Raw genomic sequence first — 24496 nt, forward strand, 5'->3', positions numbered from 1 at the left:
GGACACCCACACGCTTCGCCGGGCGCGACTCGGCCCCCGGTCCGGCGGGTCAACCGTCGGACCGGGGGCCGGTCAGGCTGGGTACGCCCGGCAGGTCCCCGACAGGACCAGCCGGCGGATGGTGGTGAGGGACGGTTCGGCTGCTCGGGTGGTGCGGGCCCGGCCTGGAGCGGCGCGTGGGGTGGCCGGCAGGTGCCGGCCACCCCACGGCAGTCGGTGGACGGTCAGAGACCGCCGGTGAAGACCAGCCGGTTGGGCGTGCCGGCCAGGTCGCCCTGGACGACGCCGGTGGTGGCGTTGCCGACCAGCCAGCTGTGCAGGGTGGCCTGGGAGGTGTCACCGTTCACGCTCTTGTAGAGCGCGGCGATGCCCGCGACGTGCGGGGTGGCCATCGAGGTGCCGTTGAAGACGGCGGTGGTGTTGTTCGGTTGGGTCGACAGGATCGCCGAGCCGGGAGCGTAGAGGTCGACGCAGGCGCCGGTGGAGGAGTAGCTGGCCCGGGCGTCGGTGCTGGTCGACGCGGCGACGGCCACCGCGGCGGTCACCGCCCGGGGCAGCCGGTCGCAGGAGTCCGCGCCGGTGTTGCCCGCCGAGGTGGCCAGGAAGACACCGGAGTTCATCATCCCGGTGATCGCGGCGGCCATCGTGTCGGAGTAGGTCCAGTTCCACGAGGTGTTGGCCACCGCCGGCTTCGCCGCGTTGGCGGTCACCCAGTCGATCGCGGCGATGGTGGCCGAGGTCTTGCCCGACCCCTGGCAGTTGAGGATCTTCACGGCGTGCAGCCGGACGCCCTTGGCCACCCCGTACGTCTTCGAGCCGATCGTGCCGGCGACGTGGGTGCCGTGCCCGTCACAGTCGGTGTTGCGCCGGTCGATGGCGTTGTAGTCGAAGGTCGCCCGGCCCTCGAAGTCCGGGTGGGTCACGTCGATGCCCGAGTCGATGACGTAGGCGTGCACACCGGAGCCGGTGGCGGTCGTCGTGTAGCTGTTGGACAGCGGCAGCGTGCGCTGGTCGACCCGGTCCAGGCCCCAGGACGGCGGGTTGGCCTGGGTGCCCTCGGCGACGCCGTCGAGCCAGGCGTCCTGCTCGACGGCGAGCACCGCGGGATCGCGGCGCAGCGCCTGCACCTGCCCGGCGGTCAGCTCGGCGGCGAAGCCGTTGACAGCCCGTTCGTAGACGAACCGCGGGTTGACCGACAGGGCACGGGCGATGCCACGCGGTTCGGCGCCCGGACGCAGCCGGACGATGTACTCGCCGGGCACCGGCCGCACGCCGGGCGCGGCGGACGCCGCGTTCACCGGTGCGGACGACGTGGACGCGGGTGCCGCCGCAGCCGGTACGGCGACCAGGGTGCAGCCCGCCGCCACCAGCGAAGCCATCAGGACTCTTGATCTCACATTGCCTCCCAGACTGACCCGGTGTCATCACGGGACGACGCCGCGGTGAAGAGGCACGCTAGTCGGAGCACTGTCGAGCGTCAATGCCTGCCTCGCCCGACGGACCCGAGGGCAAGGTGACGGACGACCGGTCGTGACATCGACCGTCGCGTCCAGCCCGGGGACGCCGGCCAGGGAAGGCGGTGGACACGGTGGCGGCGGGTGAGCCCCGCCGTCACCGCACGCTCAGCAGACCCGGCGTCGGCGTAGCCTGCACCACCTGCCACCAACCCGGGAAACCGTTCCCCCGCAACAAACGCCGCCGAGCCGAACGGAGCAACGACTAGTATTCGCCACGCCCGAAGGCGGCCAGCTCCGCGGAATGGCCGGGGTTGCTGACGTACGTCGCCCCGATCGGGGCGGTCACCCGGCACCACATGTCCAGCCGTTCCACGTCGATGCCGGCCGCCGCGGCCAGCTCGTCGCGCCGGCGCAGCATCTCCGCGCGGTCCAGGCCCTCCAGCACGTAGTCGACCGCGTCGAAGCACGGGTCGCCGGCGCAGGCCATCGGGTCGATGGCGACCAGACCCTTCGCGCCGCCGCTGAGCACGTTGCCCAGGTGCAGGTCGCCGTGCAGCAGCACCGTGTCGGTGGGCACCGCGAACAGGTCGTCGCGCAGCCGCTTCGACCCGGCGAGGTCGGCGCCGCGCCGCACCGCCGAGTTGAACAGCACGTCGATCCAGTCCTCCAGCCGCCGCGGCGCGGCGGCCGGGTCCCCGGCGCCGTGCAGGTCGTTGAGGAACGCGGCGTACTCCCGCGGCGACGGCGGCTGCGGCATCTTCTCCACCAGCGTGCCCGGGTGGATCGACTCCAGCAGCACGGCGCCCTTGACGGCCGCCAGCACCGCCGGCACCCGCCCGCCGGGCGCGAACTGGCGCAGCATGTCGACCTCCTCCCGTACGGCGTAGCTGTCGGGCGACAGTTTCAGCACCGCGTCGCCCTGCGGGCCGCGGCATCGGAACACCACCGAGGAGTTGCCGGACTTGAGCTGGTCGCCGAGGTCGAGCTGCCACTGTGCGACGAGTTCGTCCAGTCGCTGGGGCAGCGTGCCGACCCAGCGGTGCGCCGCCTTGCCGAACCGTGGCTCCAGCCGGTTCGCGATCGCTTCCAGATCCAGGGTCATTCCGCTCACCTCTCCATCGATCGCGCGCCGGTGCAGGCGGCCGAGCCGCCCACCCCCGGCAGGGACATGGCGCCACGCCTGCGGGCCAGCGGTACGCCGCCGCCGGACACCGTGTCGAGACTCGACCCGTACGGCCCGGGGCGTTCCAGCCTGGCCTTGCGGGCGACCTCGATCGCCTCGTGCCGGTCCGACACGTTCAGCTTGCTGAAGATGGTCGAGATGTGGTTGCTGACCGTCTTCGGCGAGAGGTTCAGCCGCGTGGCGATCGCCACGTTGCGCATGCCCGACGCGATCAGTTCCAGCACCTGCCGCTCACGCGTCGTCAGCTCCGGGAAGAGCTGCTGGTTGCGCGGCTCGCGACCCAACCGCCCGATGAGCTGGTCGGCCACCCGGGGGCCGAGGATCACCTCGCCCGTCGCGATGCCCCGGATCGTCCGCACGATGCCGTCGCCCGGGCAGCTCTTGAGCACGTAGCCCCGCGCGCCCGCACGCATGGCCGCGAAGACCGCCCCCTCGTCCTCCACGGCGGTGAAGACCAGCACGGCGGTCGAGGGCGACATCCGGGCGATCTCCTGCAGCGTCACCCCCACCTGGAAGCCCGGCAGCTCGATGTCGAGCACGAGCACGTCGGGGCGCAGCGACGCCGCGCATGTCATCGCCTCCCGCGTGCTCCCCGCCTCGGCGACCACGCTGACCTCAGCCGAGGAGGACAGCAGGGCATGCAGGCCCCTGCGTACCACCGGCTGAGCGTCGGCCAGCACCACCGTCACGGTGCGAGGTTTTGCCTCGTCCGCGACACTTCCCGGATCCCGCCTCATCGTATGTGCCAGTTCCGAGGTCGAGCCAACGCTGACCATTACGACACCTCACCCCGTCCTAACCGGCCCGCGACGCCTCCCTTCCGGAGGCGTCGCGGAAGCGCCGACCTCCGCGTCGGCGTGAACATCTACTGACGGCGAACAGAACAACACATGAAGTCAGTCGGACGGAAGCCATGTCAATCTTCTGACGCATTTTCCGAAATCAATTAAATACGACCATCGGAGACCCTTTTCGACCGACGGAGCAGGCCGCGACAGACCGGGAATGCCGGGACGATGTACCCGCAGGTCCCGCCTCCGCGCCGCACGCCGGGGACCCCTCGTCCACCTGGATCAGGCCGGGCGTCTAGCGCACCGCGCGCCGGACGTCCACCGGGAAAGTTCCCTGCCCACCCGGGAACTCGTCCCGACCCCGGTCCGCCGAACGCCCTGTCCCGCCCGGCCCCGCCGCCGCGAGGATTGACGCCGGCCGCTCCACCACACAAGGATGTGCGAATATGCCCTTGTCACGAATGATTGATTTTTCATCCCGTTTGGTGCCGACCGATCCGCTACGCAGGAAACTGATCGCGATCCGGCTGGCCGAATCGATCGGCAAGGGAGTCTTCCTCAGCGGCAGCGTCGTCTACTTCACGCTCCGCGTCGGCCTCGACCCCAAGCAGGTCGGCCTGGGCCTGTCCGCCGCCGGCCTGTCCGCCTTCATCTCGTCGGTCGTGTTCGGTGTGATCGCCGACCGGGTGGGGGCGCGCAGGCTGCTCGTCATGCTGTTCGCCGCGCTGACGGTGGGCTTCGGGCTCTACGCCCTGGTGGACAACGCGATCCACTTCTTCGCCCTGGTGGTCGCCGTCGGCTTCATCGAGTACGGCACCGGCCCGACCAACGGGGCCCTCGTCGGCAACCTCGTGCCTGCCGAGGAACGGGTCAAGCTCAAGGCGATGATGCGGTCGGTGTTCAACATCGGCTTCAGCATCGGCATCGGGGTGGCCGCCGTCGCCGCACTCGACCAGCGGCTGCTCGTACTGATTCCGCTCACCACCGCCGCGCTCATGGCCAGCGCCGCGCTGCTGGTCACCCGCCTGCCCGACGTGCCGTCGCGTCCCGTCCCGGTGGGCTTCAAGCGCTTCGCCGCCGTACGCGACCCGCGCTTCCTCTCCGTCATCGGCGTCTCGACGGTGCTCGCCTCCCACGTCACCGTCATCCTGGTCACGATGCCGCTGTGGGCGCTCAACCGCACCTCGCTGCCGCACTTCCTGATCCCGTTGCTGCTCATCTTCAACACGGTGTTCGTCATCCTGTTCCAGGTGCGGGCCAGCCGGGGCGCGGACACCGTGGAAGGGGCCGGCAGGCTCGCGCGGCGCTCCGGCTACTGGCTTGCCGGCGGCTGCGCGGTGATCGCGGTGACGGCCCTGGACGACAACGTGGTGCTGGTGTCCGTCGCGATCGTCGCCGCGGTGCTGATCCTGTCGGTGGCCGAGGTGATGCAGGCCGCCTCGGGTTGGGGTCTCGCGTTCGGCCTCGCCCCCGAGCACGCGCAGGGCGAGTACCTGGGCGCGTTCGACCTGCACGTGATCACGCAGAACATCATCGGCCCGGCCGTGCTGTCCGGCCTGGTCATCGCCTTCGGCTTCTGGGGATGGCTCGGCATCGCGGTCGCCGCGCTGGTGGCGTCGGCGCTGATCATCCCGGTCGCGCACCGCAGCCAGGCCACCCTCGTCCCGGAAACGGCCGCCGCGACAAGCCCGTGAGCGCCGCCGTCGGCCGGGCCATCCGGGCCGGCGGCGCGTACGGCAGCGCGGGCCGTCCCCGGTGTGGGGACGGCCCGCGGCTGCGGGATGGGTCAGGAAGGGTCGGGGTCCGCGTGCTCCGGCCGCGCGGTGGCGGTCACCAGGGCGCGGATCTCCGGGGCCATCGTCGCGCTGAGGGGTTCGCGACGCAGCTCGCGCAGCAGCCCGGCGACCATGCCGACCATCACGAACAGGAACGGCAGCGCGGCGAGGATGGTCAGCGACTGCAGGGCGGACAGTCCACCGGCGAGCAGCAGCACGGCGGCCACCAGGCCGGTCAGGATGCCCCACATGGAGACCAGCCATGCCCTCGGTTCGAGGTTGCCGCGCGAGGAGAGCGTGCCCATCACCACCGAGGCGGCGTCGGCCCCGCTGACGAAGAAGAGGGCCACCAGCACCATCACCAGGATCGCGGTGACGGTGAAGAGCGGGAACTCCCGCAGGACCGCGAAGAGCGCAGCCTCCGGGCTCTCCGCCACGGCGGCCGAGAGGTCGGTGCCGCCGAGTTGCAGGTCGATGGCGGTACCGCCGAACACCGAGAACCAGGCGAAGCTGACGAGGCTCGGGATGGCCACCACACCGAGGACGAACTGGCGGATGGTGCGGCCCTTGGAGATGCGGGCGATGAACGCGCCGACGAACGGGGTCCAGGAGATCCACCACGCCCAGTAGAAGATGGTCCAGCCCGCCATCCACTTCTCGCCCCCGAAGGCGCCGGTGCGGAAGCTCATCGGGATGAGGTCGTAGAGGTAGCCGCCGGTCGAGGCGGTGAGGCTGTTGAGGATGAAGACCGTCGGGCCCACCACGAGCAGGAAGAACATCAGCGCCACCGCGAGCACCATGTTGGTGTTCGAGAGGAACTGGATGCCGCGCTTGACGCCGGTGACGGCGGACACCACGAACGCCACGGTGAGCACCGCGATGATCCCGATCGCCAGCGGGGTGGACTTCGGCACGTCCCAGAGGTTCGTCAGGCCGCTGTTGATCTGCAGGGCGCCCAGCCCGAGGGAGACCGCCGATCCGAACAGCGTCGCGAAGATCGCGAAGATGTCGATGGCCTTTCCGGGGCCCCGGTTGGCCCGTTCGCCGATGAGCGGGAAGAACGCGCTGCTGATCAGGCCACGGCGGCCCTTGCGGAAGGTGAAGTAGGCCATCGTCAGACCCACCACCGCGTAGATGGCCCACGGGTGCAGCGCCCAGTGGAAGAACGAGTACTCCATGGCCACCCGGGCGGCCTGCTGTGAGTTCGGTTCGGTGAGACCGCGCGGCGGGGTCCCCAGGTGGGACAGCGGCTCGGCGGCGCCCCAGAACATCAGGCCGATGCCCATGCCAGCGCTGAACATCATCGCCACCCAGGAGACGGTGGAGAATTCCGGCTTCTCGTCGTCCCGGCCGAGCTTGATCCGCCCGTACCGGCTGAACGCCAGCCAGACCGACAGGACGACGAAGGCTGCGCTGGCCAGCACGAAGACCCAGCCGAACGCTCTGACCACCCAGTCGAGCGCCGCGCCGGTGACGGACGCCAGGTTGTCGGTCGCGACGATGCCCCACAGGACGAAGAGCACGGACACCGCGGCGGCGACGCCCAGCACCGTCCGGTCGACGTCCCCGCGACGGCGGCCGGGCTGGACTGGTGCTCCGCCTGGCGGAGTCTTGCTGTCGGTTGACGTACCTGTGGCGGGCACGGCCATGGTCTGTGGACCTCCGTGGGCTCGCGGGAACGCGGGCCGCAGTTCCGGCGCTGTTCCCCGCCGGTGCGCCCGCAGTTCCGGTTTGTCCCGACCTCGTCAGCGGTCTGGGAACTCGGGATGTTGTCTCCGGCTCATAGGCGATCGTGCGTGGATGGCGAACGTACGTGCGGTTCGCCGGGGCTCGACCACCACTGACGCCGGCGACGGGCCGCAATCACTCTCGGTGTCAATCTTGGAGATGACCTTGCGATTCCATGACAGTTCAGTGACAAGACCGGCGAATGTCGCAGACCGTTGACGAAGGCGGGCAGGCTCCGCCGGGGCTGGCTCGCGTCACGGCACCATCCACGACAGCACGGGCGTGGCCTGCAACCCGACCAGCAGGCACATCAGGGCGAGCAGCGCCGCGCTCCAGGGGAGCATGCGCCGGAACAGGTCGCCCTCCCGGCCGCTGAGTCCGACAGCGGCGGCGGCGATCGTGAGGTTCTGCAGGCTGATCATCTTGCCGAGCGTGCCGCCGGAGGCGTTGGCCGCGGCGAGCAGGACCGGGTCGAGGCCGGCCCGTTGCGCCGCCGCCACCTGGAGCGCGCCGAACAGCGAGTTGGACGAGGTGTCCGAGCCGGTCAGGGCGCCCCCCAGCCAGCCGAGGACGGGCGCCAGGACGGCGAACAGGCCACCCGCGCCGGCCATCCAGACGCCCAGGGTGGCGATCTGCCCAGCGGCGTTCATGGTGAAGGACAGGGCCAGCAGCCCGACCACCGTCAGGACCGCCCACCGCAGCTCGAACAGCGTGCGCCCGTACAGTCTCACGGCCTCGCGCGGTGACACCCGCAGCAGCGCCATCGTGATCAGGCCGGCCACGACCAGCAACGAGCCGGGGCGCGGCGAGCCAGGCGAAGCGGAAGGTCGACAGCGGTGACGGGGCGCCGGACGCCGTACGCACGTGCAGGCCGGGCCAGGCGACCGTCAGCGTGCCGGCATCGAGCAGGCGCTTGACGGCCGGCACCTGGGAGACGGCGAAGACCGCCACGATCGTCACGTACGGCGCGTACGCCCGCCACTGCGAGCCCCGCGGCGGCGGCGCGTCGCGCTCGGGCAGGCCCCCGCCAGCCGCCACGGGAACCGCCTGCCGCACCGCGGGCCGGCGCGTGACGAGCAGCAGGGCGACCGTCCCCGCGAAGGCGGCGACGATGTCGGCGAGCGCGGCCGTCAGGAAGTTCGTGGTGACGAACTGGGCCGCGGCGAACGCGGTGCCGCACGCCAGCGCCGGACGCCACAGCTCCCGTACGCCCCGGCGGCCGTCGACGACGACGAGCAGGACCAGCGGGACGACGACCGCGATCACCGGGACCTGCCGGCCGGCCATCATGCCCAGCTCCGTCGCGGGCAGCCCGGTCACGCCGGCCAGCGTGGTGATCGGCAGGCCGAGCGGCCCGAAGGCCGCCGGAACCGTGTTGGCCGCCAGCGCCACGGCGGCCGCCCGGACCGGGGTGAAGCCGAGCGCCAGCAGCATGACCGTCGTGACGGCCACCGGCGTGCCCTGCCCGGCCAGCGCCTCGAGCAGCGACCCGAAGCAGAACGCGATCACCATGGCCTGGACACGGCGGTCGTCGCTGATCCGGCCGAAGCCCTGCCGCAGCGTCTCGAAGTGCCCCGTGTGCACGGTCAGGCGGTAGATCCAGATCGCCGTGCCGAACGTCCAGACGAGCGGGAAGAGGGCGAAGGTGGCGCCCTGACCGGCGGCCAGCAGCGTCTGCGACAGCGGCATCCGCCACAGCCCCCAGGCCAGGACGACCGCCACGGTCAGCGCGCCGGAAGCCGCGACCCAGGCCCGCGTCCGCACGACCCCGAGCAGGACGAACAGGGTCAGCAGGGGCAGCGCGGCGCAGGCGGCGCTGAGCGCGAGCGAGTCGGCGACAGGTTGCAGGGGGCTGGTGGTACATCGAGACCGCCTCCGCTGCGGACGCCCCCGGTGCCGGCGGCGTGGAGTACGGCTCATCTCACCGGACCCGGCCGGCGCGACGCGCCTTCCACCTTGCGCAAGCTGGGCACACCGAGTCGACGGGCAGGTGGACGCCGATCAGCGCGGCGGAGGGATCATGCGAAGCGGGACGGGTCTCCTGCCCCCACGCGCAGGATCTCCGGCTCGGGTTGCGACAGGTCCACCACGGTCGTCGGCTCCTTTCCGCAGTCGCCGGCGTCGATCACCGCGTCGAGGACGTGGTCAAGTCGTTCCTTGATCTCCCAGCCCTGGGTCATCGGCTCGTCGTCGCCAGGCAGGACCAGGGTGCTCGACACCAACGGCTCGCCGAGCTCGGCCAGCAGCGCCTGGGCGACCGTGTGCCGGGGGACGCGTACGCCCACCGTGCGTTTCCTGGGGTGCAGCAGCCGGCGCGGCACCTCACGGGTGGCGGGCAGGATGAAGGTGTAGCTACCCGGGGTGCTCGCCTTGACCAGCCGGAAGACCGAGTTGCTGACCTGCACGAACTGGCCCAGTTGGGCGAAGTCCCGGCACACCAGCGTGAAGTGGTGACGTTCGTCCAGCCGACGGATTTCCCGGATCCGATCCAGCCCGGCCCGGTTGCCCAGTTGGCAACCGAACGCGAAGCACGAGTCCGTCGGGTAGGCGATCAGCCCGCCGTCCCGGATCAGGTCGGCGACCTGCCGGAGAACCCGGGGCTGGGGATTGTCCGGGTGCACGTCGTAGTACCTCGCCATACGCCGAGACTAGTACCAACGCCGTTCAGTTAAGGTGGATGAGATCACGGATCATGGGTGCAAAGATTGCCATCTCGCGGCCGGTACCCCGGGTACGGCCTGCGCGAGGATCCCGCCGTCGGGCGCCCTTCTCGGGCGGCTCATGCGCGGCCTCGATGTGGACAGGCGGTACCTGCCGTACTCACCGGAGGTGCTGCGGCGCCCCGCGCCCACACACCCTCAGTTCTCGGATTGGAGGTATGGCCTGGTGATCATTTCGATGGCGTGGCCGGCGGGGTCCTTGAAGTAGACGCCGCGCCCGCCGTGCTCGGTGTTGGTCTGGCCGGGGCGTGTCATCTGGGGGTCGGCCCAGTGCTCGATGCCCAAGGCCTGGATGCGTGCGTATGCCCGGTCGAAGAGGTCGTCGTCGGCCAGGAACGCGTAGTGCTGCATGTGGATCTCGTCGACACCTGGCAGTTCGGCGAACTGCAGGAGCACGCCCTCGTCGAGCAGAACGTTGGTGAACGGGCCCCATGACGGCGCTTCGGGGCGCTCGAAAAGCTCTCGGAAGAATCGTGCCGACTCGTGCCGGTCTTTCGCCGCGATGATGGTGTGGTTGAACGTGACAGTCATGGCCTTCTCCTGTTCTGGGGTGACGGTTCCGGGTTGACGGTGATGCGGGCGAGGGCGCCGATTTCCAGCGCCGCACACAGCGCTCCGTCGTGTCCGAGGGCGGTGTCGTGCGGCTCGGAGCGTGGTGTTGGCGGGTCGTGCGCCTCGAAGAACGCCTTCGGGAGTGATCGAGCCGACGCGGCTGCCGCCCCACTCTGTGAACACAGGTGACCGTTGCCGCCGGTGGTGATGGCGGGCGGTCGGCCGGCGCGGGCGGGCAGCGGAACTCTACGATCGTGCCGTTGGTGGTGATCCGTCCGACTGGCCGGCGGCGATCTCGACGAACCAGAGGGCGCCGCCCCGGCCTGGTGATGATGATCGTCGGCCCGCACGTCGGATCGAGTTGGTGGCTGGTGGGCTCACCCGCCGGGGACGAGCCGGCCGATCTGGCCACTACGGACCATGATGAACCACAGCTCGCGGTCCGAACCGGTGACGATGGCGTGGGAGCCACTGGCGGTCGGCCACGACGTCCTCGTGGATGGACACGGCTGTCACGGGGCTTGCTCCAGTCCGTTCTCGATGGCGATGCGTTCGATGTCGGCCGGTGCGCCGGACAGGATCGTGCGGACGTGCTCGGTGACCAGGTCGGCGGGCCAGTCCCACCATGCGGCGCGCAACAGCCGGCCGATGTCGGTGTCGTCGAAGCGATGCCGGATCGGCCTGGCGGGATTGCCGCCGACGATCGTGTAGGGCGGCACGTCGGCGGTGACCACCGCGCCGGCCGCGATGATGGCGCCGTCGCCGATCCGCACGCCGGGCATGACGGTGGCCTGGAAGCCGAGCCAGACGTCGTTGCCGACGACGGTGTCGCCTCGGCTCGGCATGGCGGTGACGATGTCGACGGTCCGCTCGGTCCACTCGCCGCCGAAGATGGTGAACGGGAAGGTGGAGACGCCCATCGTCGGGTGGTCGGCACCAGCCATCAGGAACCGGGTGCCTGCGGCGATCGCGCAGTACCTGCCGATGATCAGCCGTTCGGGCCCGTAGCCGTAGAGCACGTTGCGGTCTTCGAACCCGGTCGCGCCGTCGGGATCGTCGTAGTAGGTGTACTCGCCCACGACGATCTTGGGCGACGTGACAAGCGGTTTGAGGAACACCACGCGCTGGTGCGCCGGCAGTGGGTGAACGGCCATGGGATCAGGTGTCAACGTGGGGTCCTATCGAGTCGAAGGTCTTGCTGGCGGAACGGGCTGTCAGGTGATTGGTCGGCCCGCGGGTGGAGTGCCCGATCCCGCGCCGGTGGTGAGAGCGGGTACCCCTGTCATGGCGCCCGTGCAGGTGGCGTACCGATATGGAATCGCCAGCCGGGTCCCAAGGACGCTGCCGAGCATGGCCGTCCGGTCCCGGAGCCGAGCCAGCTGCCCACCGGCGTTGGCAGGGTCGGTTCCCGGCCCAGGAATGCCGCGCCCTGCACATCACGCCGCTGCGTCGGCGCCGGCGGGCTCAGGCGGTCCAGCCTCCGGTGGCCGCCACGTCTCGGCAGTAGTCGGTGAAGTCGCGGGGTGGCCTGCCCAGAGCTCGTTGAACTCCGTCGGCGAGGTGGGCGTTACGTCCGTCGAGCACGGTGGTGAACAGGTAGGTCAACAGGGTGACAGCATCGGTGGGCACGCCATGGTCGGTGAGTGCGGTCGCGTAGTCCGCGGCGCTGGTCGGCGCGAATCGGATCGGGCGGCCGGTCGCGGCGGCGATCTCCGCGACCGCGTCGGCGAAGGTCAGCAGTCGTGGTCCGGTCACCTCGTACACCTGACCGGTGTGTCCCGCTTCGGTGAGCGCCGCGACCGCGACGTCGGCGATGTCGTCGGCGTCGACGAAGGGCTCGGCCACCTCTGCGGCGGGGAGGATCACCTCGCCGGCCAGTACCGGCTCCAGCAGGTAGTTCTCGCTGAAGTTCTGGTTGAACCAGCTCGCCCTGATGATCGTCCAGTCGACGCCGGCGTCCTGGACCAACTTCTCGCAGGACTGTGCCTCGTCCTCGCCTCGGCCGGACAGCAGGACGAGCCGCTGGACGCCGGTCGATACGGCGAGGTCGGTGAAGGCCCGGATGTCGTCGATCGCGCCGGGGACCGCGAGGTCCGGGGCGTAGGACAGGTACACCGCGTCGACATCGGTCAGAACGGCAGACCATGTGGCCCGGTCCGACCAGTCGAACCGGGGTGCGCCGGAGCGGGAGCCGACCCGTACCGGCACGCGGCGTGCGGTCAGCCGGTCGACGATCCGGCGACCGGTCTTGCCGGTGCCGCCCAACACCAGGGTCGTGGGGATGCTGCTCATGTCAGGCCTCCTGCTGTTCCGGGCCCGGGGTGGCCCATTCGACGAACTGGACGGTGATGCCGCTGGGATCGGTGACCTGGAACAGGCGTTCGCCCCACGGTTCTTCCCGTAGCGGCATGGTGATGGGAACGCCTGCCGCGCGAAGTTTCCTCTCGTGGGCGGCGAGGTCGGTGACGGTGAACGCGACGATGACTCCGGCGGCATGCTCGTCGCGGAATCCTTCGGGCAGCACCTCGGTCCCGCGACGCAGCAGCACGATGTCGACGGCCGCGTCGTCGCGCCCGAGGGAGGCGAACCCGTCGGCGGCCATGCGTTGGTTGAACCCGAGATGGGTGGTGAAGAAAGTGGCCGACTCGGCCACCTTGTCGACGGTCAGGGAGATGGTGGATGCGGTGATGTGCACGGGCGGGCTCCAGGTCATGTCTGAGCGGTGTAGGTCAGGAGGGTGACCCCGCTGTCGAACTCCCGCGTCGAGGTGGGAGCGAACCGGGTCGGCTGGTAGTTGCCGGCGAGCAGCGGGATTCCCGCGCCGGCGACGATCGGGTGGCGCTTGATGATCAGCGTGTCGATCTCTGCGAGCAGGTGACCGGCGAGGTGACCGCCGCCGCACAGCCAGATGCCGGCGCCGTCTTCCTGTTTGAGACGGCGGATGAAGCCGATCGGGTCTTCGGCGACGACCTTCACTGTCGGGTCGTCGACGGTCAGTGACCGGGACACGACGTACTGGCGCAGGTGCGGGTAGGAACTGGTGGTGCCCACGCTCAGGGTCGGCTCGTAGGTCCCACGGCCCATCACGACCGCGTCGAACCGTCGGTGGGGGACGCCGACCAGCCCGAAGTGGTCCCGCAGGTGCACGGGAATCGTCTCGGGAAACTCCGCCGCCAACGCGGCCATGTGGTCGCCCTCGTGGAGGAAGCTGTCGTATTGCCCCTGCGGGCCGGCGATGTAGCCGTCGAGGGTCGCCGCGACGTAGTAGACGAGCTTGCGCTGACGCATCGTGCTCCTAATGAGGTGGACGGGTCGCTGGTCACCTGCCTGCGGTGGCCCGCGTGTCCTGGACCGAACATGCAGGCCTGCGGGGCGCATCGTTGCCATGGGGCAGCTCCTCTATCGGGTCAGGGACCCGGTCAACCGGTTCGCTGTCCACGATCGCCCGGGCCCCGAACCGCAACAACCCAAGATCCAGTAAGGTTCGATAATCGATGGGTTATCGATCGCCAGCGCTCGAGGGGAGGCCGCGTGGAACTGCGCGATATCGAGATCTTCCTGACGCTGGCCGAGGAACTGCACTTCGGGCGCACCGCGACGCGCCTGCACGTGTCCCAGGCCCGGATCAGTCAGTCGATCGCGAAGCAGGAACGCCGCGTGGGCGCCGCGCTGTTCGAGCGCACCAGCCGCCGGGTAACGCTCACCCCGATCGGCGCCCGCCTACGGGACGACCTCGCCATCAGCTACCAGGGCATCCTCACCGCGATCGACACCGCCACCACCACCGCGCGCGGAATGCACGGAACACTCACGCTCGGCACCATGGGTGCCCTCGCCCAGGCCGTCGCCGACATCACCGGCCTGTTCCGCGCTCGACACCCCCGCTGTGAGCTGCGGTTCCGGGAGGTGCACGTCGCCGACCCGTTCACGCCGCTGCGCACCGGCGAGGTCGACGTCGCGCTGCTGTGGACACCGGTCACCGAGCCCGATCTGACCGTCGGACCGGTCCTGCGCGCCGCCCCGATCATGTTCATGGTCGCCAACGACCATCCGCTCGCGCGAAAGGGTGAGGCCAGCATGGAAGACCTGGGTGACTACCTCGTCCCCCAAACCGCCACGCCCATCCCCCGCTACTGGGAAGAAGCGCTCGTGCCGTTCCACACCCCGACCGGCCGAGAAGTACGCCGCGGACCGACAGTCGCCACCTGGCAGGAAGTCCTCACCGTCGTCGCGGCCGGCACCGTCGTGCAACCAGTGCAGGTCGAAGCCTCCCGCTACTACTCTTGGCCGGGCATCACCTACCTACCCGTACGCGCCGCCCCCACATGCTCCTGGGCCCTGGTATGGCGCACCGCCGCACACACCGCCCTGATCGCCGCCCTCGCCCAAGCCGCCCACGACCGCCGCCCAGCACCCAACTCAAACCTTTCAGGTCCGGCGCAAAGCCAATAGCGGGACCTTTTCGCCCAGGGGCGTGGCCCGCGCATGTGAGGAGTCGATGACTCCTCGCCCGCGAACTACGGGCATACCTACGCTGGCGCACCGCCAACGCCAGCCATCCCGACGTCCTGGCAGCTCAACGCCGTGAACGCGCCCGCGTCCGCAGCGAACGCCAACAACGATGGGGCTGCCCGCGACCGAGAGCCGCGTGGCCCGTCAGACCCGGTGAACGTACCTGGTTACCGCACTAGATGATCTCCTCGAACACCTTGCCGCTCACACCGCCGCCGCGGCCCGCATGCGGGCGTACTCGACCTCCATGTCGGGTGGGCCGAAGCCGTAGTTGGGGTAGTCGGCACTCATGTCCTCGATCGCGGCGTCGAGCTCGGCCGACGGGCCGCCCTCGGCGAGCAGCACCACCAGCGGCTCCCACATCGCGCCGCCGAGGTCGGGTATGCCGCGCAGCGCGTCGAGGTAACGGCCCGGGCGGAGCAGGTCGAGCGCGGTGTGGGCGAGCTTGTCGGCCGCACCGGCCAGCAGCGCCGCGGCGTGGTCGAGTTCCTCGGTCGTCGTCACGGTCGCCGGGTACCTGTCAGGGTCCATGCGCAGGTGGTAGTAGCTGTCCTCCGGGCATTGGCGGGTCTCGACGAACCCGATCCGGTAGGACGTGGCGTTCTTGTCCAACGGGATCGGAGGTTGGCCCCAGCGGGCGGCGCGCCAGTTCAGGTACTCCCACCAGGCAACCGGCACCACATCGATGCCCACGTTGACGAAGATGGTGCCGCCGCCGACGCTGCGCATCACACTCCGTCCGACAGTGACCTGTGCGACGCCGTCGATCGTGACGATCGACCAGGTCCCGCGAGTGCCGTGGAAGCCCAGCGGCCGCACAACGGCGCCGATGTCCTTGTTCAGCCGGCTCGTCGTCTGCGCGGGAGTGATCATCCGGTAACCGTAACCGCTCGACGCGCCCGTCAAGACGGCAGCGGGCGTTCGTATCGGCCGTCCCGGTCGGCTGCCAGGCTCGCGCAGGGCCCGACGGACGCCGACAGGGCCGAGAGAAGACAAAGTGCTGGTCAACACACACACGGGGCGGACCTGCCGGCCGGGCGGCGGGTCGGTTGGCCAGCGCTGGCCCGCCCCACCACCACACGGTGGGAAGTCGCTCGCCATAAGGCGATGATCCACAACTGCCGCTGACCGGAGGACCGCCTCAACGGCGCATTCCTGGCCGGTCTACCCGAAGGGCTCGGACCGGCAGGCCATCCCGGATGGATGGGCAGCAGTTGTCGTGCGGACGGTTGAAAGATCCGGACCCCGTGTCCCGGCCGCCCGGGACAGCGGACCCTGTCGCTGGTACCCCCCGGGCCGACAGACTTGCGGACGAGGTGGCCGGCAGACCCGCCGGAATCGTTGCGCGGCAACGGCTACGCCCGGCACAGCCCGCTCGCACCACACCGATGAACGGGCGGGCCACCACGACATCCGGACTCACGTTCCCGTGCCGACATCGGCCGTCGGAGCGGCGTCCGCACGGGGAGGGGAAAGGCATGCGACCACGTCGGCACCTGGCCCGGCACTGCCGGTGTTACCGCGCCGCGATGCCCGGCGGCAAGCCGGCGTCGGGTCTCCGTCAGAGGAACGGACTGAGTGGGCACCCGGCCCGCCCGGACGGCTCGGCCCGCCCGTCGTGGATCCGGTGGTTGCCGAACGCCGGGACGGGTCTTCCGCACCGTTGCCCGGTAGGCGCGGCGGATCCCGGCGACTTCAATCGTCGTAGACACCGCGCGACTCCCACCGTCCCGTCGCTCGGCCGTGGGCGAAGGGATGCGCGATGACTGCTCCGTCAGGTCTGCCACTGGTGCTCAGCGGTCCCGTCGTACGTCGGGTCGACCCGACCGGCGTCACAGTGTTCGTCGCGCTGCGCGCGGAGTGCACGGTGACCCTGAACGTGTTCGCGGTCGGCGCGGCTCCCGGGTTCGCCCGCGGCGCCACGGTCGGCACCGCCAGCCGTACGACGGTGCGGCTCGGGGAGCGGCTGCACGTCGTCGCGGTCACCGCGAGCGGGATCACGCTGCACCCCGGCGTCCTCTACGGCTACGACCTGGGGTTCTCCGGCGGCTCGACCGCCGGGAGCCTGTTCGACGCCGGCGTGGTCGCCGCCGACGCGGCGGCGGCGCGGGCGGCCCTGACGTACGTCGGGCACCCGCAGGCGCCGGCCGCCGCGCCCGCGTTCCCGACCCTCGCCACCCCGCCGGGTGACCCGAACCGGCTGCGGATCTTCCACGGGTCGTGCCGCAAGCCGCACGGCGAGGGCTACGACGCGTTCCCCGCCCTGGACCCGATCATCGCGGCCGCGGCGGGCGACCCGGCCCAGCGCCCGCACCAGCTGGTGCTCGGCGGGGACCAGATCTACGCCGACGACGTGGCCGACCCGCTGCTCGCGCTGATCCACGGCCACGACGCGCTGGCGGCGAACGGCAGCGACCCGGCGGTGCCCGCGTACCTGGGGGTGGCCGCCCGGCTGGGCCTGGCCGCCGAGGTGCTGCCGGTCGGGACGACCGAACAGCCGACGGACGCGCGGTACGCGCCGGGCAAACGCGCCGACACGATGGCGAAGGACGCGAAGTTCACCTCCGGCGCGGCCGACAGCCACCTGATGTCACTGCGCGAGTACCTGTGCATGTACCTGCTGGTCTGGTCGGACGTGCTGTGGCCGGAGAGCTGGCCGAGGTTCGAGCACGTGCTGCCGGCAGACACCCGGATCCTGAAGGACCCGCAGGACCGCCGCCCCGGCGAGACGGTGTACGACCTCATGCTGGCCGGGCGGGCGTACACGCCCAGCGCCCAGCAGAAGGAGATCATCGAGCGGTTCGAGCGGTGGCAGCGACAGGCGCTCGCGCTGCGGACGTTCCGGCAGGGGCTGGGCGCCGTGCGCCGGCAGCTGGCGAACGTGGCGACGTACATGGTGGCCGACGACCACGAGGTCACCGACGACTGGAACATGACCAGCTCGTGGGTCACCGACGCGGTGGTGACCTCCCCGCTGGGCCGGCGGGTGGTGCGCAACGCGTTGGCCGCGTACGCGGTGTTCCAGGCGTGGGGGAACACCCCGGAGCGGTACGCCGAGGCCGGGGCGGCCGGGGAGCCGGGCCGGGCGGCGCTGGCCGCGCTGCGCGGCTGGGTCGCCGCCCCCAACGACGGCGACGACCTGGCGTTGCGGACCCGTCTCGGGTTGCCCACGGCGGTCACCAGCGAGGGCCGGCTGGCCCGGCCGGCGGGCGCGCTGACCTACCACTGGACCGTCACCTGGCCGCGCTACCAGCTGGTCGCGTTGGACACCCGCACCTGGCGGCAGTACCCGGCCGGCGCGGGCAAGCCGGGCGGTCTGCTCTACGACGACCAGCCGCTCAACGAGATGATCAGCGGCGGCGGGGTGCTCGGCGACGACGCGGTCACCGTCGTCGCCCAGCCGGTCGCCCTGTTCGGCGTGCCCGTCCTGGAGCAGCTCGCGCAGCCCCTCGCGAAGGTGTTCGCCGGCCGGTACGAGGCCGACGCGGAGGACGCGTGGGTGACCAGCGACGCGGCCGTACACAAGATCCTGGCCCGGCTGTTCGCGGCGGCGCCACCCGGCGCCGACGGGGTCCGGCGGCGGCGGCTGGTCATGCTCGGCGGCGACATCCACTTCGGCTCCGCCGAGCGGATCCGCTACTCCGCCACCCTGCCGTACGCGTGCGGGCCCGATCCGGCGAAGCCGTTCGAGGGGGTCAACCGCACCGAGGGGGTGCTCGCCGGGTTCGTGTCCAGCGGGTTCCGCAACGAGGACGGCAAGACCCGGATCCTGCACGCGCTCGGGTACGTGCCGCTGCTGGACGGCACCGGCCGCATCGACCTGGTGGGTTGGGCCAACGAGCTGCCCGACAAGGAGGGCCAGCGCATGCAGGCCGGCGTGCAGGTGACGCTGGCCGCCGACGACGTGACCGGCTGGTGGGTGTCCGGGCGGCCCTCGGTCAGCGACCTCGACGCGCTGAAGGTGCTGACCCGGCATCCCGAGTGGAACGTGCACGTGCAGTTCGTCCGCCACGACGAGGCCGACCCGGAGGTCCGCCGCGACGGCACGCCGGAGTCGGTGGTGGACCCGGCGGGACTGCCGCGCGACCAGGCGCTCGCGCAGTACCTGGCGGCGGCCCGCAACCTGGACCACTACAAGGGGTCGTGGGGCAACGGCAAGGAGATCGTCGGCCGCAACAACCTCGGCGAGGTCACCTTCGACTGGCCTGACGGGGAGTGCAAGTCGGCGACGCAGCGGCTGTGGTGGCACCTGCCTGGCGAGAACCGGGCGGCCGCGCTGACCACGTTCACCGTGGATCTGTCCTTCGGCTGCTCGCTGGCCGTCACCCCGCCGTACGGGGGGTGGAACCTGCGCGCCGACGACCGGGACGCCACGGTGACGGCCAAGGCCCGCTATGACGGGCTGGAGCGGCCGGTGGATCTGGTCAAGGACCGCTGGGTGACCCGGCTGCAGCAGGACCTGGCCACGCTGGGCTTCCTGGCACCGGCCGAGGTCGACGGGGTGTACGGCCTGCTCACCTACTGGGCGGTGCTGGAGTTCCAGACGTACGCCCGCCGGGAGCGGGCCGCGGTCGAGCCGGCCGGTGCCACCGCGCCCCGCTACTCCGACCGGTTGCAGCCGGTGGACGTGCCGGAGGCCGAACGGTACCTCGGGCCGGTCAGCGGCATGGCCGATCTGGCGACCCAGGTGGCGATCAAGCACTGGCTGGACAAGCGGTGGCGCTCTCCCGTCGTGGTCGAGGCGTGGCAGGTGGCGGGGGACGTCCCGCAGCGGCTGGACCAGCCGAACGTGTGGAACTTCGACGAGGTGACCGCCGCCGACCGGCGGGTGTACTCGCGGGTGGTCACCGGGCGGCCGTCGGGGGCGGGCCGCGCCCCGGACGGGTACCCGGAGCTGATCCGGCTGGGCGCGTACCGGGCGCACCCCACCGGGGCCGAGTGGAGCGGCCCGGTGCTCGACGCCGAGTTGGAGCTGCTGCCCGAGGCGGTGCTGCCGCGCCCGCAGGACCACAGCGGCGGCCCGTCGCTGGCCGCGCTGGTCGCGGCGATCGGCGCCGGCGGGGACGCGGGCGCGCGGGCCGCCCGGCAGCTGTCCACCTTCAAGGTGCTGCGGGCCGTCGCCGAGAACCGGGTGCCGGACGCCGCCGGCGGCTACCTCGACGCGGTCGCCGCGGACGACCCGGCGGTGATCCGGTTCGGGCCGTTCGGTTGGCGGGCGCACGGCCCGCTGGTCACGCCGACGTCGGTGCCGACCTTCCTCGACCTGAATTCCGAGCCGGGCGAGATGTGGGCGTACCTGGCGTTCCTGCGCGCCACCGACCGGGACGCCTACGACGCGCTGGGCGGGCTGGCGGGCGTCACCGCCGTGCCCGGGTGGGGGCGCGACGGCGGCGGCCTGCTCTTCACCGACCTGCGGGTGCTGCGGGCCCGCCCGGCGCGAACCGACGCGACCGGCGCCGCCCGCGAGGGCATCAGCACGACGCTGGAGCTGCTGGGGCTGCGGTCGTGGCACTGGATGCACCGCTACGCGCTGGCGCTGCGCGGCCACGACGGCGTCCGCCGGGGGATCTGGGCGTTCGCCCGGCAGCGGCTGCACGACCTGCTGGCCACCGACTGGGACTCCCCCGACCCGGACGTCTCCCCCACGGTGGCGAACGTGCCCGGGGCGGACGGCAACCCGCGGCGGGCCCGCGTCGGTGACCTGTTCACCTCCGAGCGGGCGGTGGCGCTGCTGGCCTGCTGGCAGCAGCACCGGGCGCACCAGCTCGTCGCGGTCGGGCCGCCGTCGGCGAACGCGGAGAAGCCGGAGTTCCGCACGCGGGCGCGCGCCGCCACCCCGCTGCACCTGGTGCTCACGAAGGCCAGAGCGCTGGGCGCGGACTTCAGCGGGCCACCCACCGGCTGGACCGACGCGCACGAGACCGCGCTGATCACCGCCATCGGCCAGGTCGTCGCGGGCGACGCCGAGGTCACCGCCGCGCTGACCCGGCTCGCCGCCTGGCCGTCGTGGCCGACGGGGCGGCACTACACGCTGCCGCTGGACGCGCTGCCCGCCGCCGAGCGGGGCCTGTCGGCGGCCCGTGGGTCGCTGCGGCTGGACCTCGGCGACCTGCCGCGGGTGACCGCGTGAGCAGCACACCACCGGCGACGGACAGCGGCCGGCAGCACAAGGGACGGGGTGAATGATGAGCGACTCCAAGAACGCGCTGGCACTGCTGTGGAACGAGATCCGGCTGCTGGCCGAGCCGGTGCTGGCCGCGTACGACCCGTGGCAGCGGGCCCGGCTGATGCGCGCGTTGGGCTGGGACCTGGAGGCGGTCAGCGGGTTCGAGGCCGCCCGCTTCGAGGACTGGGTGAAGACGATCGGCCCGGCCCTCGAGGCGCTCGGCGCGGCGGCCGAGGCGGAGCTGGACAGCCTGGAGGCGGTGAAGAAGCTCGGTGCCACCGCCGGCGACGCGTTCGGCAGGATCGGCACCCTCCCGCCGACGCTGCAGGGGCAGCTGCCCGACGTGGCCGGCCTGCCCGAGGAGCTCGCCGACGCCCTGCTCGACCTGCTGGTGCTGACGTACCTGCTGCGCCGGGCGCCGTGGACGGTGCCCGTGCTGGACCTGCTGGGCCTGGTCACCCCCGCCACGGACGGCCTGCCCAGCGCGCCGATGCCGCCCGGCGACGCCCCGATCCGGCTACCCCGCCGGCGCGACGAGCTGCACCTCGAACGTGCCGTCGACCTCGTCGCCGACCCCGGCGGCTACTTCCGCGACCTGTACGCCCCGGCCGGCTGGGACACCCCGGAGGGCGTGGCGGAGCTGTCCGCCCGGCTGCTGCCCCGGCTGGCCCGGGCGCTGCGTGCCCTCGGCCTCGACGCCGACCAGGGCGTGCGCCCCGGCGTCGGCCCCGACCAGGGCGAGGTGGGGCGACGGCTGGCGGACAGCCTGCTGCGGCTGCGGTTCACCGGGCTGCGCACCCCCGGCGGGGAACCCCCACCGACCGGCGCCGGGCTCGCGCCGTGGCAGCCCACCTTCGGCGTCGGCGTCACCCTCGGCCTGGCGAGCTGGGACGGCCGGTTCACCGTGGTCCTCGCCCCGACCGGCGAGGCGCACCTGGAGGGGTCGATCGGCGCGTGGAACGTCGCCACCGACCTCAGCGGCGCCGGCCCCGCGATCGCCGTCAACAGCGACGGGGTCACGTTCAGCGGCGACGCGGCCGTCGTCAAGTGGGCCGCCGAGATCGCCCGGATCGCGCCGGCCGGCGAGCCCGGCTGGATCATCGGCGCACCGGAGGGCACCCACCTCGCCGTCGGGCAGCTCGTCATCACCGGCCGGGCCAGCCTCGGCGCCGGCCGCGACGACGTCGAGCTGGGCGTGCAGGCCGGCCGCGCCGAGCTGGTCATCCGCGCCGGCGACGGCGACGGGCTGCTCGCCAAGCTGCTGCCCGCCGACGGGCTGCGCCTCGGCCTCGACCTCGGCGCCGCCTGGTCGATGCGCACCGGCCTGCACCTGGCCGGGGCCGCCGCCCTGGCCGCCGAGTACCCGGTGCACCTGTCCTGGCATGGCATCGGCATCGAGGGGCTGCGCATCGCGCTGCAGGCCTCCACGCAGACCCGCGCGGTCAGCCTGCTAATCACGACCACCGTGCAGGCCACGCTGGGGCCGCTGCGCGTCACGGTGGAGAACATCGGCGTCCGCGCCGACCTCACCTTCCCGCCGGCGCTGCCCGCCGGCAGTGGGGACGCCGCCCGCGGCGGCAACCTCGGCGTGGCCGACCTGGCACCCGGGTTCAAGGCACCCGACGGCGTCGCGCTGCGGATGGACAACGGCCTCGTCTCCGGCGGCGGCTACCTGTTCGTCGACGAGCCCCGCGGCATGTACGCCGGCGCCCTGCAGCTCGGCATGACCTCCACCACGCCGCTCGCCCCGATGAAGGGGTTCCGGCTCCAGGCCACCGCGATCCTCAACACCCGCAACCCCGACGGCAGCCGGCTGACCGAGGCCGACGGCGGGCACAGCTTCTCCCTGCTGCTCGCCGGCACGTACGAGTGGTTCCCCGGGCTGATGCTGTTCTGGGGCATCTCCATCACCGGCCTGGGCCTGGTCGTCGGGCACAACCGGCGCAGCAACCCCGAGGAGTTCCGCAACGCCGCCCGCTCCGGCACCCTCGACGCGCTGCTGTTCCCGCAGGACCCCGTCGCCAACGCCCCGGCCGTCATCGCCACCCTCAGCCGGCTGTTCCCGGTCGACACCACCGGCACCGTCCTCGGGGCGATGGTGCGGCTGAACTTCCTCGGCGGGCAGGTCGTCGCCGACCTGGGGGTGCTCGTCGAGTTCCCCGACCCGGTACGCATCCTGCTGCTCGGCAAGCTGGTGATCGACTTCTCCGACGCCGGCAGGTTCCGGCTGGACTCCTTCGGCATGGTCGACTTCGCCCGCCGCGAGATCAGCCTCGATGCCGCACTCATCGACTCGAAGCTGTTCGGCCGGCCGGTCTCCGGGGAGATGGCGCTGCGGGCCCGCTGGGGCGCCTGGCGCACCTTCGCCATGTCGATCGGCGGCTTCCACCCCCGCTACACACCCCCGCCCGGCTTCCCGCCGGTCAAACGCTTCAGCATCGCCCTGCAAAAGTCCGGCAAGGGCATCGACCTGCTGGCCTACCTGGCGGTCACCAGCAACACCGCCCAGTTCGGCGCGGAGCTGAAGCTGCACTTCGAGGGCGGCGGCTTCGTCATCGACGGCCGCGCCTGGCTCGACGTGATGTTCCAGTTCAAGCCGTTCTGGTTCACCGCCGAGATCGGCGCCACCGTGTCGCTGAAGTACGGCGACAAGGAACTCCTCGCGATCAACCTGCTCATCGGCGTCTCCGGGCCCGGCCCGTGGAAGGCCTGGGGCGAGGCCCAGATCAAGTTCCTGTTCTGGGAGGTGTCGGCGAAGTTCAGCTGGACCGACGGAGACACCGCCGCAGCCGACGAACCCACCCACGTCGACGCCGCCGAGACGCTGCGCGCGGCGCTGTCCGCACCCGAGGCCTGGGAGATCCGCCCCGCCATCGGCGCCGGCAAGCCGGTGACGCTGCGCGACCTGACCGGCTGGACCGGACCGATGCTGCTGCAACCCGGCGCGCAACTGTCGGTGCGGGAGAACGTGCTGCCGCTGGACACCGACCTGCAGCGCATCGGCACGTCCCGGATCAGCGGACCGAACCGGTTCACGCTGACCGGGGTGAGCGTCGGCACCGGCGACGACACCGTGACCGGCAGCCTCGGGAAGACCGTCGAGGACGACTTCGCGCCCGGGCAGTTCCGCGACCTGTCCCCCGTCGAGCAGCTCACCACCCCCGGGTTCGTACGGCTGGCCGCCGGGCGGACCGTCGCGCTGCCGGAGAACACCACCCTGCCGACGGCCGACCTGACCACCTTCGCCGAACTGGCCGACGACTCCGCGTACGACCGGATCATCATCGACGACCCGGACGCCGCCGGCCGGCCCCTGCCCGCCCAGCCGGCGACGGCGCGGCTCGCCGCCCGCGGCGGTGACCTGCTGGCCCGGTTCGCGGCCACCGCACCGGCCGCCTACGCGGGCAGCCGCCACGGCGGCGCCGCCCGCTTCACCGGCCCCACCCTGGACCTGGCCGCCACCGCGCCGGCCGCCAACGCGCCGCGCGCCGCCGCCGCGACCGTGCCGGCGCAGCGTGACTCATTACCGGCGTCAGCAGCCACCCGTGGTGTCTCGGCCGCTGCGGCCGAAGACACCTCCACCGTCGACCCTGTCCGCCGCTGAGCGTCGAG

At 71.8% G+C, this 24496-nt stretch carries 16 protein-coding genes and 2 pseudogenes; 5 read left to right on the forward strand and 13 right to left on the reverse strand.

All coding sequences use genetic code 11. The features are described from left to right. Window positions 1-224: 224 nt before the first annotated feature. The 3 genes from AB0G14_RS24570 to AB0G14_RS24580 all read right to left on the reverse strand — a co-directional run bounded on the left by AB0G14_RS24570 (window position 225) and on the right by AB0G14_RS24580 (window position 3329). Complete coding sequence (locus AB0G14_RS24570; protein WP_357701107.1) at window positions 225-1379, reverse strand: S8 family peptidase; 1155 nt, start codon at window positions 1377-1379, stop codon at window positions 225-227. A 340-nt stretch (window positions 1380-1719) separates the two neighbouring features. Then, window positions 1720-2559: an aminoglycoside phosphotransferase family protein gene (locus AB0G14_RS24575; RefSeq protein ID WP_357701109.1), complete on the reverse strand. Its 840-nt coding sequence runs from the start codon at window positions 2557-2559 to the stop codon at window positions 1720-1722. Window positions 2560-2564: 5 nt separating this feature from the next. Continuing rightward, window positions 2565-3329 carry a response regulator transcription factor gene (locus tag AB0G14_RS24580; RefSeq protein ID WP_357701111.1) on the reverse strand — a complete coding sequence of 255 codons (765 nt, stop codon included), beginning with the start codon at window positions 3327-3329 and terminating at the stop codon, window positions 2565-2567. Window positions 3330-3877: 548 nt separating this feature from the next. On the opposite strand from AB0G14_RS24580, the gene AB0G14_RS24585 reads away from it, so the two are divergent. Continuing rightward, on the forward strand, window positions 3878-5125 hold the full coding sequence (locus AB0G14_RS24585; protein WP_357701113.1) for an MFS transporter: 1248 nt from the start codon (window positions 3878-3880) through the stop codon (window positions 5123-5125). 92 nt (window positions 5126-5217) lie between these two features. Here AB0G14_RS24585 and AB0G14_RS24590 read toward each other — a convergent pair whose 3' ends face one another. The 9 genes and pseudogenes from AB0G14_RS24590 to AB0G14_RS24630 form a co-directional block, all read right to left on the reverse strand. After that, window positions 5218-6756: a BCCT family transporter gene (locus tag AB0G14_RS24590; protein ID WP_357701115.1), complete on the reverse strand. Its 1539-nt coding sequence runs from the start codon at window positions 6754-6756 to the stop codon at window positions 5218-5220. A gap of 432 nt (window positions 6757-7188) precedes the next feature. Then, window positions 7189-7716: an L-lactate permease gene (locus tag AB0G14_RS24595; protein WP_357701117.1), complete on the reverse strand. Its 528-nt coding sequence runs from the start codon at window positions 7714-7716 to the stop codon at window positions 7189-7191. 163 nt (window positions 7717-7879) lie between these two features. Continuing rightward, window positions 7880-8854, reverse strand: a pseudogene (locus tag AB0G14_RS24600) (L-lactate permease); the annotation flags it as partial. A gap of 98 nt (window positions 8855-8952) precedes the next feature. Beyond that, window positions 8953-9573 (reverse strand): L-threonylcarbamoyladenylate synthase, encoded by a 621-nt coding sequence (locus AB0G14_RS24605; RefSeq protein WP_357701119.1) that lies wholly within the window; start codon window positions 9571-9573, stop codon window positions 8953-8955. 219 nt (window positions 9574-9792) lie between these two features. Beyond that, the gene (locus AB0G14_RS24610) at window positions 9793-10185 is read right to left on the reverse strand and encodes a VOC family protein (protein WP_357701121.1); all 393 of its coding nucleotides are present in this window, start codon (window positions 10183-10185) and stop codon (window positions 9793-9795) included. A gap of 533 nt (window positions 10186-10718) precedes the next feature. Next, window positions 10719-11360 (reverse strand): CatB-related O-acetyltransferase, encoded by a 642-nt coding sequence (locus AB0G14_RS24615; RefSeq protein ID WP_357701123.1) that lies wholly within the window; start codon window positions 11358-11360, stop codon window positions 10719-10721. Window positions 11361-11670: 310 nt separating this feature from the next. Next, a complete protein-coding gene (locus AB0G14_RS24620) occupies window positions 11671-12498 on the reverse strand; it encodes an NAD(P)H-binding protein (protein ID WP_357701125.1) in 828 nt (275 codons plus the stop codon). Window position 12499: 1 nt separating this feature from the next. Further along, window positions 12500-12901, reverse strand: coding sequence for a VOC family protein (locus AB0G14_RS24625; RefSeq protein ID WP_357701137.1), 402 nt, complete (start codon window positions 12899-12901; stop codon window positions 12500-12502). Between the two features lie 14 nt (window positions 12902-12915). Then, the gene (locus AB0G14_RS24630; RefSeq protein WP_357701127.1) at window positions 12916-13494 is read right to left on the reverse strand and encodes a dihydrofolate reductase family protein; all 579 of its coding nucleotides are present in this window, start codon (window positions 13492-13494) and stop codon (window positions 12916-12918) included. A 243-nt stretch (window positions 13495-13737) separates the two neighbouring features. Between AB0G14_RS24630 and AB0G14_RS24635 the strand changes: the two genes are divergently transcribed. After that, the gene (locus AB0G14_RS24635; RefSeq protein WP_357701129.1) at window positions 13738-14658 is read left to right on the forward strand and encodes a LysR family transcriptional regulator; all 921 of its coding nucleotides are present in this window, start codon (window positions 13738-13740) and stop codon (window positions 14656-14658) included. A 50-nt stretch (window positions 14659-14708) separates the two neighbouring features. After that, a pseudogene (locus tag AB0G14_RS24640) lies at window positions 14709-14897 on the forward strand (hypothetical protein); the annotation flags it as partial. A gap of 25 nt (window positions 14898-14922) precedes the next feature. Here AB0G14_RS24640 and AB0G14_RS24645 read toward each other — a convergent pair. Continuing rightward, window positions 14923-15591: a hypothetical protein gene (locus AB0G14_RS24645; RefSeq protein WP_357701131.1), complete on the reverse strand. Its 669-nt coding sequence runs from the start codon at window positions 15589-15591 to the stop codon at window positions 14923-14925. Window positions 15592-16480: 889 nt separating this feature from the next. Here AB0G14_RS24645 and AB0G14_RS24650 point away from each other — a divergent pair. Then, window positions 16481-20848, forward strand: a complete 4368-nt coding sequence (locus tag AB0G14_RS24650) for a peptidoglycan-binding protein (RefSeq protein WP_357701133.1) — start codon at window positions 16481-16483, stop codon at window positions 20846-20848. Between the two features lie 55 nt (window positions 20849-20903). Next, a complete protein-coding gene (locus tag AB0G14_RS24655) occupies window positions 20904-24488 on the forward strand; it encodes a DUF6603 domain-containing protein (RefSeq protein ID WP_357701135.1) in 3585 nt (1194 codons plus the stop codon). Window positions 24489-24496 lie beyond the last annotated feature (8 nt).

The organism is Micromonospora sp. NPDC023814, assembly GCF_040639595.1.
In the GTDB taxonomy this organism is placed as follows: Bacteria; Actinomycetota; Actinomycetes; order Mycobacteriales; family Micromonosporaceae; genus Micromonospora.